At 66.2% G+C, this 13223-nt stretch carries 12 protein-coding genes; 8 read left to right on the plus strand and 4 right to left on the minus strand.

Annotated elements, in window-relative coordinates:
- Positions 1–105: 105 nt before the first annotated feature.
- The 7 genes from HU735_RS05985 to HU735_RS06015 all read left to right on the plus strand — a co-directional run bounded on the left by HU735_RS05985 (position 106) and on the right by HU735_RS06015 (position 8128).
- Positions 106–630, plus strand: coding sequence for a DUF2059 domain-containing protein (locus HU735_RS05985; protein WP_050704598.1), 525 nt, complete (start codon positions 106–108; stop codon positions 628–630).
- A 10-nt stretch (positions 631–640) separates the two neighbouring features.
- Positions 641–937 (plus strand): BolA family protein, encoded by a 297-nt coding sequence (locus tag HU735_RS05990; protein WP_186712787.1) that lies wholly within the window; start codon positions 641–643, stop codon positions 935–937.
- A 192-nt stretch (positions 938–1129) separates the two neighbouring features.
- The gene (locus HU735_RS05995; RefSeq protein ID WP_186712788.1) at positions 1130–2062 is read left to right on the plus strand and encodes a rhodanese-related sulfurtransferase; all 933 of its coding nucleotides are present in this window, start codon (positions 1130–1132) and stop codon (positions 2060–2062) included.
- A gap of 3 nt (positions 2063–2065) precedes the next feature.
- Positions 2066–2698, plus strand: coding sequence for a DsbA family protein (locus HU735_RS06000; RefSeq protein WP_186712789.1), 633 nt, complete (start codon positions 2066–2068; stop codon positions 2696–2698).
- Positions 2691–4523 (plus strand): ATP-binding cassette domain-containing protein, encoded by a 1833-nt coding sequence (locus tag HU735_RS06005; protein WP_186712790.1) that lies wholly within the window; start codon positions 2691–2693, stop codon positions 4521–4523. The genes HU735_RS06000 and HU735_RS06005 overlap by 8 nt, the downstream gene beginning before the upstream one ends.
- Positions 4524–4847: 324 nt before the next feature.
- Positions 4848–7304 (plus strand): EAL domain-containing protein, encoded by a 2457-nt coding sequence (locus HU735_RS06010; RefSeq protein WP_186712791.1) that lies wholly within the window; start codon positions 4848–4850, stop codon positions 7302–7304.
- 38 nt (positions 7305–7342) lie between these two features.
- A complete protein-coding gene (locus tag HU735_RS06015) occupies positions 7343–8128 on the plus strand; it encodes an iron-containing redox enzyme family protein (RefSeq protein WP_186712792.1) in 786 nt (261 codons plus the stop codon).
- Between the two features lie 131 nt (positions 8129–8259).
- Here HU735_RS06015 and HU735_RS06020 read toward each other — a convergent pair whose 3' ends face one another.
- The 4 genes from HU735_RS06020 to HU735_RS06035 all read right to left on the minus strand — a co-directional run bounded on the left by HU735_RS06020 (position 8260) and on the right by HU735_RS06035 (position 11902).
- Positions 8260–9000: a YciK family oxidoreductase gene (locus HU735_RS06020; RefSeq protein WP_186712793.1), complete on the minus strand. Its 741-nt coding sequence runs from the start codon at positions 8998–9000 to the stop codon at positions 8260–8262.
- Positions 9001–9140: 140 nt separating this feature from the next.
- The gene (mupP, locus tag HU735_RS06025) at positions 9141–9812 is read right to left on the minus strand and encodes an N-acetylmuramic acid 6-phosphate phosphatase MupP (protein WP_102684341.1); all 672 of its coding nucleotides are present in this window, start codon (positions 9810–9812) and stop codon (positions 9141–9143) included.
- Positions 9813–9814: 2 nt separating this feature from the next.
- A complete protein-coding gene (gene ubiG / locus HU735_RS06030; RefSeq protein ID WP_050704607.1) occupies positions 9815–10513 on the minus strand; it encodes a bifunctional 2-polyprenyl-6-hydroxyphenol methylase/3-demethylubiquinol 3-O-methyltransferase UbiG in 699 nt (232 codons plus the stop codon).
- 63 nt (positions 10514–10576) lie between these two features.
- Positions 10577–11902, minus strand: coding sequence for a TRZ/ATZ family hydrolase (locus tag HU735_RS06035; protein WP_186712794.1), 1326 nt, complete (start codon positions 11900–11902; stop codon positions 10577–10579).
- A 111-nt stretch (positions 11903–12013) separates the two neighbouring features.
- Here HU735_RS06035 and mtnA point away from each other — a divergent pair, with 111 nt between their 5' ends.
- Entirely contained in the window at positions 12014–13090 is a 1077-nt protein-coding gene (mtnA, locus tag HU735_RS06040) for an S-methyl-5-thioribose-1-phosphate isomerase (RefSeq protein WP_186712795.1), read from the plus strand.
- Positions 13091–13223 lie beyond the last annotated feature (133 nt).

The following is a 13223-nucleotide window of genomic DNA, read 5'->3' on the forward strand; positions in this document are numbered from 1 at the left end:
CGACACAGCGGTTCAGTCGCTCGTCGTGCCACTTGAGCACTTCGCCATCACGGCGCAGAATGCTCTACCCTGAGGTACTCGCCTCCCTTTCTTGAAGGAAATGCAATGACCCGTCTTCGTGTCCTCTTTGCCGCCGTTGCCCTGGCCTGTGCCAGCGGTCAGGTACTCGCCGCCACCGCGAGCCACAATGCCGCCGCCGAGAAATTCCTGACCCTGGCCAATGCCGACAAGCTGGGCACCCCGGTGTACATGCAGGTCCAGCAGATGTTCGCCCAGCGTTTCGAACAGACCAAGGCACCGGCCGCCAAGAAAACCGTGCTCGACAGCTACCAGGCCAAGGCCAACGCTGCCCTGGACAACGCCATCGGCTGGAAGAAGCTCAAGCCGAAGATGGTCGACCTGTACACCGCGACCTTCACCGAGGCCGAGCTGAACGACCTGGTCAAGTTCTACGAGTCGCCGCTGGGCAAGAAAGTCCTGCGCGAGATGCCCAAGGTCACCCAGCAGTCGGCCCAGCTGACCCAGCAGAGCCTGGAACCGGCGGTGCCGGTGGTCAACAAGCTGCTCGACGACATGACCAAGGAACTCGACCCGAGCGCCGGCAAGGCAGCCGCTCCGGCGAAGAAGTGAGCCTGACGCGATGAACATGCAGCAACGCATCGAACAGCAGCTGGCGCCGCTGGGCACCGACCACCTCGAAGTGCGCAACGAAAGCCACATGCACAGCCGTGGCCAGGAGACGCACTACAAGGCGGTGCTGGTCAGCGAGCAGTTCGCCGGGCTGAACAGCGTCAAGCGCCACCAGAAGGTCTACGCCACCATGGGTGATCTGATGGGCGAGATCCACGCCCTGGCGATCCACACCTACACGCCCGAGGAATGGGCGGCGGTCGGCGCGGCGCCTGCCTCGCCGGTGTGCGCCGGCGGCGGGCACTGAATCCTTTCCGGGATTCTGGTAGACTGCACGCCTCACAGACATCCTGTCGACGCCATCGCGGGGCAAGCCCGCTCCCACGCCAGCCACTGAGCGCAGCGTGGGAGCGGGCTTGCCCCGCGATGGCGTCGCCATGATTGCATTTGTCATTCCGGTCCGCCCCTTACGAGGGTGACCACCTGGAGATTCAACGCAATGACCCAACCGATCGTCGTGGCGGCGCTGTACAAGTTCGTCACCCTGGAAGACTACGTCGAACTGCGCGAGCCGCTGCTCAAGGCCATGGCCGACAACGGCGTCAAAGGCACCCTGCTGCTGGCCAACGAAGGCATCAACGGCACCGTCTCGGCCACCCGCGAAGGCATCGACGCGCTGCTGGCCTGGCTGCGCAGCGACCCACGCCTGGTGGATGTCGACCATAAAGAATCGTACTGCGACGAGCAGCCGTTCTACCGCACCAAGGTCAAGCTCAAGAAAGAGATCGTCACCCTCGGCGTGCCGGGCGTGGACCCGAACAAGGCGGTCGGCACCTACGTCGATCCGAAAGACTGGAACGCCTTGATCAGCGATCCGGAAGTGCTGCTGATCGACACCCGCAACGACTACGAAGTGGCCATCGGCACCTTCAAGGGCGCCATCGACCCGAAGACCGAGACCTTCCGCGAGTTTCCCGACTACATCAAGGCCAACTTCGACCCGAGCAAGCACAAGAAGGTCGCCATGTTCTGCACCGGAGGCATCCGCTGCGAGAAGGCCTCCAGCTACATGCTCGGTGAGGGCTTCGAAGCCGTCTATCATCTTAAGGGCGGCATCCTGAAATACTTCGAGGAAGTAGCCCAGGAAGAAAGCCTCTGGGACGGCGACTGCTTCGTCTTCGACAACCGGGTCACGGTGCGTCACGACCTGAGCGAGGGCGAGTACGACCAGTGCCATGCCTGCCGCCACCCGATCGATGTGAAGGACCGGGAGTCGGAGCATTATTCGCCAGGCGTGAGCTGCCCGCATTGCTGGGACAGCCTGAGCGAGAAGACCCGGCGCAGCGCCATCGACCGCCAGAAGCAGATCGAACTGGCCAAGGCGCGCAACCAGCCACACCCGATCGGCTACAACTACAAAGCCGAGGCTTGATGCATGTCCGCACGCCTGCTCTATGTGATGGACCCGATGTGCTCCTGGTGCTGGGGCTTCGCCCCGGTGGCCGAGGCGCTGATCGCCCAGGCCCGTGAGGCGGGTGTCGTCACCCGCCTGGTGCCCGGTGGCCTGCGCAGCGGCGGCAGCGCCCTGGATGCCTCGACCCGCAAGTACATCCTCGAGCACTGGCAGGCGGTGCATGACGCCACCGGGCAGCCGTTCCGCTTCGACGGCGCGATGCCCGACGGCTTCGTCTACGACACCGAGCCTGCGTGCCGCGCGCTGGTCGCGGCGCGCGAGCTGGACGATGAACGGGCCTGGACGCTGCTCACGCTGATCCAGCGCTCGTTCTACGAGCAGGGGCTGGATGTCACCCGCGCCCCGCAGCTGGTGGAGCTGGCCGAACAGGCCGGTTTCGACCGCGAGTCGTTCTCGCAGCGATTCACCAGTGCCGATACCCGCACCGCCACCAGCGCCGACTTCGGCTGGGTACAGGACCTGGGCATCGCTGGTTTTCCCACGCTGCTGGCCGAGCGCAATGGCCAGCTGGCGTTGCTGACCAACGGCTACCAGTCGCTGGACAGCCTGCAGCCGCTGCTCGGCCGCTGGCTGCAGCAGGCCGCCTGTGCTTGACCTGCCAGGGTCGCCAGACCCTGTGCCAGGGAAGTCCCCCGCTGTGCCCGATCGCCTGAGCTGGTCGGAAATCCGCCGCCTGGCCCTGCACCACAAGAAGGCTTTGTGGACCGCCAACCTGGTGGCCGTGCTCGCCGCCCTGTGCAGCGTGCCCATTCCCTTGCTGCTGCCGCTGCTGGTGGACGAAGTGCTGCTGGGCCATGGCGACGCCGCACTGAAGTGGATGAACAACTTCCTGCCTGCGGGCTGGCAGGTGGCCGCGGGCTACATCGGCCTTATGCTCTGCGCCACCTTGGGCCTGCGCCTGGCGGCGCTGGCGTTCAACGTGGTCCAGGCCAAGCTGTTCGCCGGCCTGGCCAAGGACATCGTCTACCGCCTGCGCATCCGCCTGATCGAGCGGCTCAAGCGTATTTCGCTCAAGGAATACGAAAGCCTGGGCAGCGGTACGGTCACCACCCATCTGGTCACCGACCTGGATACCCTCGACAAGTTCGTCGGTGAAACCCTCAGCCGTTTCCTGGTGGCGGTGCTGACGCTGACCGGCACCGCCGCCATCTTGATCTGGATGCACTGGCAGCTGGCGCTGCTGATCCTGCTGTTCAACCCGCTGGTGATCTTCTTTACCGTGCAGTTGGGCAAGCGCGTCAAGCACCTGAAGAAACTCGAGAACGACAGCACCGCGCGCTTCACCCAGGCGCTGACCGAGACCCTCGATGCGATCCAGGAGATCCGTGCCGGCAACCGCCAGGGCTACTTTCTCGGTCGTCTGGGGCTGCGTGCCCGCGAGGTGCGCGACTACGCGGTGGCCTCGCAGTGGAAGAGCGACGCCAGTGGCCGGGCCAGCGGCCTGTTGTTCCAGTTCGGCATCGACATCTTCCGTGCCGCGGCGATGCTCACCGTGCTGTTCTCCGACCTGTCGATCGGCCAGATGCTGGCGGTGTTCAGCTACCTGTGGTTCATGATCGGCCCGGTGGAGCAGTTGCTGAACTTGCAATACGCCTACTACGCCGCGGGCGGCGCGTTGAGCCGCTTGAACGAGTTGCTGGCACGGGCCGACGAGCCGCAGTACCCGGCGGCCAGCGACCCGTTCGCCGGGCGCGACACGGTCGGCATCGAGGTGCGCGACCTGCGCTTCGCCTACGCCGACGAGCCGGTGCTCGACCAGCTGAACCTGGCCATCGCCCCGGGCGAGAAAGTGGCCATCGTCGGCGCCAGCGGCGGCGGCAAGAGCACCCTGGTGCAGTTGCTGCTGGGGCTGTACAGCGCCCAGGCCGGGACTATTCGCTTCGGCGGTGCCAGCCTGCAGGAGATCGGCCTGGAGACCCTGCGCGAGAACGTCGCGGTGGTGCTGCAGCACCCGTCGCTGTTCAACGACAGCGTGCGCGCCAACCTGACCATGGGCCGCGATTGCAGCGACGATGCCTGCTGGCAGGCGCTGCGCATCGCCCAGCTGGACGCCACCATCGCCGCGCTCCCCCAGGGCCTGGACAGCATCGTCGGGCGCTCCGGCGTGCGCCTGTCCGGCGGCCAGCGCCAGCGCCTGGCGATCGCCCGCATGGTGCTGGCCGAGCCCAAGGTGGTCATTCTCGACGAGGCCACCTCGGCGCTGGACGCCGCCACCGAGTACAACCTGCACCAGGCCCTGGCGCGGTTCCTCAGCGGCCGCACCACGCTGATCATCGCCCACCGCCTGTCGGCGGTGAAGCAGGCCGACCGCGTGCTGGTATTCGACGGCGGCCATGTGGCCGAGGACGGCGGCCACCAGCAGCTGATCGCCGAGGGCGGCCTGTACGCCAAGCTCTACGGCCATCTGCAGCAGATCTGAGCCACCTACGTCCGTGTAGGTGATCGCCCAGCCTTTCGGGCTACGCTGTCGCGCAGGGAGCAGAGTTTCAGCGTGGGAGCGGGCTAGCCCCGCGATCACCGGCGAAGCCGGTGCCAAACGCCGCATCGCGGGGCAAGCCCGCTCCCACGCTGCCCCAGTCAAATCAAAGAGTTGTGTTTGTTCCATGAGAGCGGCCTTGTGCCGCGAAAGGGCTTCACCACCTATTCCCTGTCATCAAAAACCACGCCACAGGCATGGCAAATGGCCTACGCTGTGCTTGTCTAGGTCGATTCGTGCCTTATCTGCCGCCATGACAGGGATTACATGAAGGGAAATCGGACTCTCGAAGCGCCAAGGCTGCTGGGCATCATCTGGCCCTTCGTCGCGGTTGTGGTTTTCCAGGTACTGCTGGGCAGTCTGAGCCTTTATGCATTGTCCGCCGTGCGCGCCTACGTGGCGGGCGAGAGCCTGTGGTCCAAGGCGCAGAAGGACGCCATCTATTATCTCAATCTCTATGCCGACGACCGCGATCCGCTGACCTACGCCCGCTACCGCCGGGCGATCCTGGTGCCCCAGGGCGACCACAACCTGCGCCTGGCCCTGGACCGACCCGAGCCGGACCTGGAGGCGGCGCGCCAGGGGGTGCTGCAGGGTGGCAACCACCCCGAGGACGTCGCCCGGATCATCTGGTTCTACCGCAATTTCCGTCATATCAGCTATATGGAAACCGCCATCGATTACTGGGACATCGGTGACGATTACCTGCGCCAGCTCGACGTGCTGGCCCAGCAGATGCGCGAAGGTTTCGCCGGCGGCGTGATCGACCCGCACCAAGTAGCCAACTGGAAGGCGCGCATCGTCGCCATCAATGACGGTGTGACCCCCGCCGCCAAGGCGTTCAGCGATGCCCTGGGCGAAGGCTCGCGGATGCTGCTCAAGGTGCTGATGCTCACCAACCTGGCCACCGCGCTGTTCCTGATCGCCATGGCCTGGCGCCGTTCGAGCAAGCTGCTGGCCCAGCGCCAGGCGTTTGCCAGTGCGCTGCAGGAGGAGAAGGAGCGGGCGCAGATCACCCTTGAGTCGATTGGTGACGCGGTGATCACCGCCGATGTCGACGGTTGCATCAGCTACATGAACCCGGCCGCCGAGCAGTTGACCCACTGGCAGGCGGTGCAGGCCCAGGGCCTGCCGCTGGCGGCGCTGTTCAGCCTGGTCGACGAGAACGCCGAGGGCGACAGCCTGACGCTGGTCGAGCAGGTGCTCAGCGGCAGCCTCAAGGGCGGCGCCGAGCATGCCCGGCTGATCCAGCGCCTGGACGGCAGCACGGTGTCGGTCAACCTGGTGGGCTCGCCCATCCTCACCGAAGGGCAAGTCAGTGGCATCGTCGTGGTGCTGCACGACATGACCCAGGAGCGCCAGTACATCGCCAACCTGTCCTGGCAGGCGACCCACGATGCACTGACCGGGCTGGCCAACCGCCGGGAGTTCGAGTATCGCCTGGAGCAGGCGCTCAACGGCCTGGCCCGCCAGGCTGGGCGCCATTCGCTGATGTTCCTCGACCTCGACCAATTCAAGCTGGTCAACGATACCTGTGGCCATGCCGCAGGCGACGAGCTGCTGCGGCATATCTGCGCGGTGCTGCAGTCGGGCCTGCGCGAGGGCGACACCCTGGCGCGCCTGGGTGGCGACGAGTTCGGCGTGCTTCTGGAGAACTGCCCGCCGGAGCAGGCCGAGCGGATTGCCGAGCAGTTGCGCCAGGCCGTGCAGAGCCTGCATTTCGTGTGGAAGGGGCGGCCCTTCGTGACCACGGTCAGCCTCGGCCTGGTACACATCGCCCAGGTGCCCAGCACCCTGGAGGCATCGTTGCGCGCGGCGGACATGGCCTGCTACATGGCCAAGGAGAAGGGCCGCAACCGGGTCCAGGTGTATCACGCCGACGACAGCGAGCTGTCCATGCGCTTTGGTGAGATGGCCTGGATCCAGCGATTGCACGTGGCGCTGGAAGAGAACCGCTTCTGCCTCTACGCCCAGGAGATCGCGCCCCTGCACCCCCACGAGGGCCCCGGTCATATCGAGATCCTCCTGCGCCTGCACGACGAAAGCGGGCGCACCATCCTGCCCGACAGCTTCATTCCCGCGGCGGAGCGCTATGGCCTGATGACCGCGCTCGACCGCTGGGTGGTGCGCAGCGTGTTCCAAGTGATCCGCCAGTGCCTGGATGAAGGTCGCGAGGGCCCCCTGGCGATGTGTGCCATCAATTTATCGGGCTCGAGCATTGGCGATGACAAGTTCCTCGAGTACCTGCAACGGCTGTTCGGCGAGTTCGACATCCCGCCACGGCTGATCTGTTTTGAAATTACTGAAACCAGCGCCATCGCCAATCTGGGCAGCGCGATCCGATTCATCAATGAATTGAAAGGACTGGGCTGCAAATTCTCCCTCGACGACTTCTGCGCCGGAATGTCGTCATTCGCCTATTTGAAGCATTTGCCTGTAGACTTCCTGAAGATCGACGGAAGTTTCGTCAAGGACATGCTCGATGACCCGATCAACCGGGCGATGGTCGAAGTGATCAATCACATCGGCCACGTCATGGGCAAGCGGACCATTGCCGAGTTCGTCGAGACGCCGCTGATCGAGCAGGCTTTGCAGGAGATCGGCGTGGACTACGCCCAGGGATACCTCATCGAACGCCCGCAGGTCTTCACCTGCGACAGCCTGCAGCGCCAACGGATTGCCGCGAGGCCCCTTCTGCACCGGGCGCCGGGGACCTTTCGCTGAACAACGCCCGGAAATCACAGGGAATCAAGGAGCTGACAGTGATCGACGCGTTCGTAAGGATCGGACCATTGATGGATCCGGCCAGTTATCCGCAGTGGGCCCAACAACTGATAGAGGATTGCCGCGAAAGCAAGCGCCGGGTAGTGGAGCATGAGTTCTACCAGCGACTGCGCGATGGCCAGCTCAAGCAGTCGACCATCCGCCAGTACCTGATCGGCGGCTGGCCGGTGGTCGAGCAGTTCTCCCTCTACATGGCCCACAACCTCACCAAGACCCGCTACGCCCGACACCCCGGCGAAGACATGGCGCGCCGCTGGCTGATGCGCAACATCCGGGTCGAGCTCAACCATGCCGACTACTGGGTGAACTGGTGCCAGGCGCACGGTATCCACTTGCATGAACTGCAGTCCCAGGAGGTGCCGCCGGAGCTCAACGGCCTCAATGACTGGTGCTGGCGAGTGTGCGCCACCGAGTCGCTGGCCATCGCCATGGCGGCCACCAACTACGCCATCGAAGGCGCTACTGGCGAGTGGTCGGCGGTGGTCTGCGCCGAGGATACCTACGCCCAGGGCTTCCCCGAGGACACCCGCAAGCGCGCGATGAAGTGGCTGAAGATGCATGCGCAGTACGATGACGCGCATCCGTGGGAGGCGCTTGAGATCATCTGCACCCTGGCAGGCGAGAGCCCGACGCTGGGACTGCGCACCGAGCTGCGTCGGGCGATCTGCAAGAGCTACGACTGCATGTTCCTGTTCCTGGAGCGTTGCATGCAGCTCGAAGGGCGTCAGCAGGGGCGTATGCGCCCGGCGTTGGCGGCGGGCTGAGGCGCTTGTTTGACCATGCCGGCCTTTCGCGGGTAAACCCGCTCCCACAGGATTGTCATTGCCCTTGAGGGATATGCGGTCCTGTGGGAGCGGGTTTACCCGCGAAAAGGCCGGATCAGTCGACGCAAGGCTTACTGCGCGTTCAGCGCCTGCCCGTTCACATCCTTGCTGTCCGGCCCCATCAGGTACAGGTACACCGGCATGATGTCCTCGGGCAGCGGGTTGTTCTGCGGGTTTTCGCTCGGGTAGGCCTGGGCGCGCATCGCCGTGCGCGTGGCGCCCGGGTTGATGCTGTTCGAGCGCACCGGTGCCACCCCTTCCAGCTCGTCGGCCAGGGTCTGCATCAGCCCCTCGGTGGCGAACTTCGACACGCCATAGGCGCCCCAGTAGGCCCGGCCCTTGCGCCCGACGCTGCTGGAGGTGAACACCACCGAGGCGTCCTCCGACAGTTTCAGCAGCGGCAGCAGGGTGCTGGTCAGCATGAAGGTGGCGTCGACGTTGATGTGCATCACGCGCATGAAGTTGTCGCCCGACAGCTGCTCCAGCGGCGTGCGCGGGCCGATGATCGAGGCGTTGTTGAGCAGGCCGTCGAGGCGGCCGAACTGCTCCTCGATCATCACCGCCAGTTCGTCGTACTGGTGGGGCAGGGCGGTTTCCAGGTTGAACGGGATCACCACCGGCTGCGGATGGCCGGCGGCCTCGATCTGGTCGTAGACCTCGTTGAGGTTGGCCTCGGTCTTGCCCAGCAGCAGCACGGTGGCGCCCAAAGCGGCGTAGGCCTTGGCGGCGGCGGCGCCGATGCCGCGGCCGGCGCCGGTGACCAGGATGATCCGGCCCTGAAGGAGGTTGGGGCGGGCGGTGTAGTCGAACATAACGGGTTCCCTGTTGATGGCATAGCTCCGTGGGAGCGGGCTTGCCCCGCGATGGCGTCAGGGCGGACACCATCATTGCCTGGGGCGGGCAGCCTCGCGGGGCAAGCCCGCTCCCACGGGCGTCTATGACTGTTGGTTCTTCAGCAGCCGCACAGCGCGCTGTCGATCACCTTGCGCAGTTCCAGCGGGTGGTCCACCACCACGTCGGCGCCCCAGTTGTTGGGGTTGTCCTCTGGATGAATATAGCCGTAGCGCACCGCCGCGGTGCGGGTGCCGGCGTCGCGGCCGGACTCGATGTCGCGCAGGTCGTCGCCGACGAACAGCACGCTGGCCGGGTCCAGGTCCAGGGTCTTGCACGCCAGGATCAACGGCTCGGGGTCGGGCTTGCTGTTCTTCACGTGGTCCGGGCAGATCAGCAGGGCCGAGCGCTCGGCCAGGCCCAGGCGCTGCATGATCGGCTCGGCGAAACGCACCGGCTTGTTGGTGACCACGCCCCACAGCAGGTTGCCTTTCTCGATGTCGGCCAGCAGCTCCGGCATGCCGTCGAACAGCTTGCTGTGCACCGCGCAGTCGCGTTGGTAGCGCTCGAGGAACTCCAGGCGCAGGGCCTCGAAGCCGTCGGCCTCGGGGTCCATGGCGAAGGTCGCGGCGACCATGGCGCGGGCGCCGCCGGAGATCACTTCGCGGATGCGCGCGTCGTCGATGGCCGGCAGGCCGCGGTCGGCGAGCATCGCCTGGCAGATGGCGATGAAGTCGGGCGCCGTGTCCAGCAGGGTGCCGTCCATGTCGAAGAGTACTGCTCGCAGGCGCATGCTCATTCCTCGCGCAGGGTCTGGATCATGTAGTTGACGTCGACGTCGTTGTTCAGCTTGTAGTGCTTGGTCAGCGGGTTGTAGGTCAGGCCGATGATGTCCTTGACCTCGAGACCCGCGGCGCGGCTCCAGGCGCCCAGCTCGGAGGGGCGAATGAACTTCTTGAAGTCATGGGTGCCGCGCGGCAGCATCTTGAGGATGTACTCGGCGCCGATGATCGCCAGCAGGTAGGCCTTGGGGTTGCGGTTGATGGTCGAGAAGAACACCTGGCCGCCCGGCTTGACCATGCGGTAGCAGGCGCGGATCACCGACGAAGGGTCGGGCACGTGTTCGAGCATCTCCAGGCAGGTGACCACGTCGAACTGTTCGGGCATCTCCTCGGCCAGGGCCTCGGCGGTGATCTGCCGGTATTCCACTGCCACGCCGGACTCCAGCTGATGCAGCTGGGCCACCGCCAGTGGCGCCTCGCCCATGTCGATGCCGGTCACGGTGGCGCCGCGCTGGGCCATCGCCTCGCTGAGGATGCCGCCGCCGCAGCCGACGTCCAGCACCTTCTTGCCGGCAAGGGCGACGCGCTCGTCGATCCAGTTGACCCGCAGCGGGTTGATGTCGTGCAGTGGCTTGAATTCGCTCTCGCGGTCCCACCAGCGGTGGGCCAGGGCTTCGAACTTGGCGATTTCGGCGTGGTCGACGTTGCTCATCTGAACAGTCCTCTGAAGCTTCTATGAAAGTGTCACGGGGCGCCAGCCATGGCTGGCGCCCGGTTATTCGTTGCGCCCGCCGATGCGGGCTCCCCAGGCGCGGGCATTGGCGGCCAGGGCCTGCTCGTCCATCCGTGTCAGGCGGCGGTCCAGCACCAGGGCGTGGCCGGCGACCCAGACGTCCTTCACGCAATCGCGGCCGGTGGCGTAGATCAGTTGCGAGACCAGGTCGTGCACCGGTTGCTGCGCCAGCCCCGACAGGTCGAAGGCGACCAGGTCGGCGGCCTTGCCCACCTCGAGCGAGCCGGTCGTCGCCTCCAGCCCCAGTGCCCGGGCGCCATTGAGCGTGGCCATGCGCAGCGCCCGGTGGGCGTCCAGGGCGGTGGCCGAGCCGGCGACGGCCTTGGCCAGCAGCGCGGCGGTACGGGTTTCGCCGAGCAAGTCGAGGTCGTTGTTGCTGGCGGCGCCGTCGGTGCCTACCGCCACGTTCACCCCGGCCTGCCACAGGCGCTCCACCGGGCAGAAGCCGCTGGCCAGCTTGAGGTTGGACTCGGGGCAGTGGACCACGCTGGTGTTGCTTTCTACCAGCAGGGCCAGATCCTCGTCGCTGACCTGGGTCATGTGCACCGCCTGCAGGTTCGGTCCCAGCAGGCCCAGGCGGGCGAGGCGGGCCAGCGGGCGCTCGCCGTTGTCCTTGAGCGCCTGCTCGACTTCGCCGGCAGTCTCGTGGATATGCATGTGCAGCGGCGCGTCGAGCTGGTCGGCGATTACCCGGATCTTCTCCAGGGTTGCATCGCTGACCGTGTACGGCGCGTGCGGGCCGAGGGCAACGGTGATGCGCGGGTGGTGGCGCTGCTCGCCGAACAGCTCGATGGCCAGGTGCAGGCCCTCGTCCGGGGTGCGCGCGCCGGGGATCGGAAAGTCCAGCAGGGGCACGGCGATCTGCGCGCGGATGCCGCTCTGGTGCACCCGGTCGCAGGCCTCGCGGGGGAAGAAGTACATGTCGGCGAAGCAGGTGATGCCGCCCTTGAGCTGCTCGGCGATGGCCAGGTCGGTGCCGTCACGCACGAAGGCCTCGTCCACCCAGCGGCCCTCGGCCGGCCAGATGTGCTCCTGTAGCCAGGTCATCAGCGGCAGGTCGTCGGCCAGGCCGCGGAACAGGGCCATGGCGGCGTGACCATGGGCGTTGACCAACCCGGGCGTCAGCACGCAGTCGGGCAGTTCGCGCACCTCCCGGGCCCGGGGCGCCCGCTCGCGGGGGCCGAGCCAGGCGATCCGGCCGTCCAGCACACCCAGCGCATGGCCTTCGAGGACCACGCCGGCCGGCTCCACGGGGACCAGCCAGTCCGGTACAAGCAGCAGGTCGAGAAGGGGAGTGGCGGTGGGCATGCTCGGCATTTACCTGGGTCGGTTCGGCTAAACGCGCAGTATACCCGAGCGTCTGCGGCTGAGGGTCGCTATAATCGCCGGCTTTTGATGCCAGGGCGACGGGGAGAGGCGATGCGCGAGCAACTGATGGCGGCGGAGACGGTGACGGGCATCGAGTGGCGCGACGGCGTGCTGTACCTGCTCGACCAGCGCCTGCTGCCGCTGGAACAGTGCTGGCTGGCTTGCGCCGAGGCGTCCGAGGTGGCCGAGGCGATCAGCGACATGGCCGTGCGCGGCGCCCCGGCGATCGGCATCTGCGCCGCCTATGGCCTGGTGCTGGCGTTGCGCCGGCGGCTGGCTGAGGGCGACGGCTGGGAGGAATCCCTCGAAGAAGACTTCATGCTGTTGGGCGAGGCGCGCCCGACCCCGGCCAACCTGTTCTGGGCGCTCAACCGCATGCGCGAACGCCTGCAGCGCCTGCGCCCTGGTGAGGACGTGCTGGCGGTGATGGAGGCCGAGGCGGTGGCCATCCACGAAAGCGACCGCGAGGCCAACCTGACCATGGCCCAGTTTGGCGTCGAGCAGATCCGCCGCCACCAGGGCAGCGAGCAGGCCCTGCTCACTCATGGCAACGCCGGAGCCCTGGCCACCGGCGGCTTCGGCACCGCCCTGGGGGTGATCCGCGCCGCCACCCTGGAAGGCATGGTCGAGCAGGTCTACGCCTGCGAGTCGCGGCCCTGGCTGCAGGGCTCGCGCCTGACCGCCTGGGAGCTGGCCGCCGACGGCGTGCCGGTGACCGTGGTCGCCGACGCGGCCATGGGTCACCTGATGAAGACCAAGGGCATCACCTGGGTGGTGGTCGGCGCCGACTGCATCGCCGCCAATGGCGACGTGGCGGCGAAGATCGGCACCTACCAGATGGCGGTGACTGCCATGCACCACGGTCTGCGCTTCATGGTGGTGGCGCCGAGCACCAGCATCGACCTGAACCTGGCCACCGGCGAGGATATCCCGCTGGAGACCCGTGGCGAAGAAGAGCTGCTGGAAGTGGCGGGCATCCAGGTGACGGCCGACGTCGAGGCCTACAACCCGGTGGTCGATGTCACCCCGGCGGACCTGATCGACGTGATCGTCACCGAGAAGGGCGTGGTCGAACGCCCGGACACAGCGAAAATCGCCCAGTTGATGTGCCGAAAACGCCTCCATTGAGGCGTTTTTTCACCCGTTTGGATGGCGCTGCAAGGCAACCTGCCACATCTCCCATGCGTCCCGTGTTTGTGATACCATCCGGCAGTTTCCAAGGCTGCTCTTTGCGGTGGCCTTCATTGCGCAGATCCATGGC

The organism is Pseudomonas sp. BW16M2 (assembly GCF_014268865.1).
GTDB lineage: Bacteria > Pseudomonadota > Gammaproteobacteria > Pseudomonadales > Pseudomonadaceae > Aquipseudomonas > Aquipseudomonas peradeniyensis.

What these genes read in the sequence shown, in the direction of transcription:
- HU735_RS06000 (WP_186712789.1), top strand. Translation starts at nt 2,066, where the DNA reads ATGTCCGCACGCCTGCTCTATGTGATGGACCCGATGTGCTCCTGGTGC.
- mtnA (WP_186712795.1), top strand. Translation starts at nt 12,014, where the DNA reads ATGCGCGAGCAACTGATGGCGGCGGAGACGGTGACGGGCATCGAGTGG.
- ubiG (WP_050704607.1), bottom strand. Translation starts at nt 10,513, where the DNA reads ATGAGCAACGTCGACCACGCCGAAATCGCCAAGTTCGAAGCCCTGGCC.
- HU735_RS05990 (WP_186712787.1), top strand. Translation starts at nt 641, where the DNA reads ATGAACATGCAGCAACGCATCGAACAGCAGCTGGCGCCGCTGGGCACC.
- HU735_RS06010 (WP_186712791.1), top strand. Translation starts at nt 4,848, where the DNA reads ATGAAGGGAAATCGGACTCTCGAAGCGCCAAGGCTGCTGGGCATCATC.
- HU735_RS06035 (WP_186712794.1), bottom strand. Translation starts at nt 11,902, where the DNA reads ATGCCCACCGCCACTCCCCTTCTCGACCTGCTGCTTGTACCGGACTGG.
- HU735_RS06020 (WP_186712793.1), bottom strand. Translation starts at nt 9,000, where the DNA reads ATGTTCGACTACACCGCCCGCCCCAACCTCCTTCAGGGCCGGATCATC.
- HU735_RS05985 (WP_050704598.1), top strand. Translation starts at nt 106, where the DNA reads ATGACCCGTCTTCGTGTCCTCTTTGCCGCCGTTGCCCTGGCCTGTGCC.
- mupP (WP_102684341.1), bottom strand. Translation starts at nt 9,812, where the DNA reads ATGCGCCTGCGAGCAGTACTCTTCGACATGGACGGCACCCTGCTGGAC.
- HU735_RS05995 (WP_186712788.1), top strand. Translation starts at nt 1,130, where the DNA reads ATGACCCAACCGATCGTCGTGGCGGCGCTGTACAAGTTCGTCACCCTG.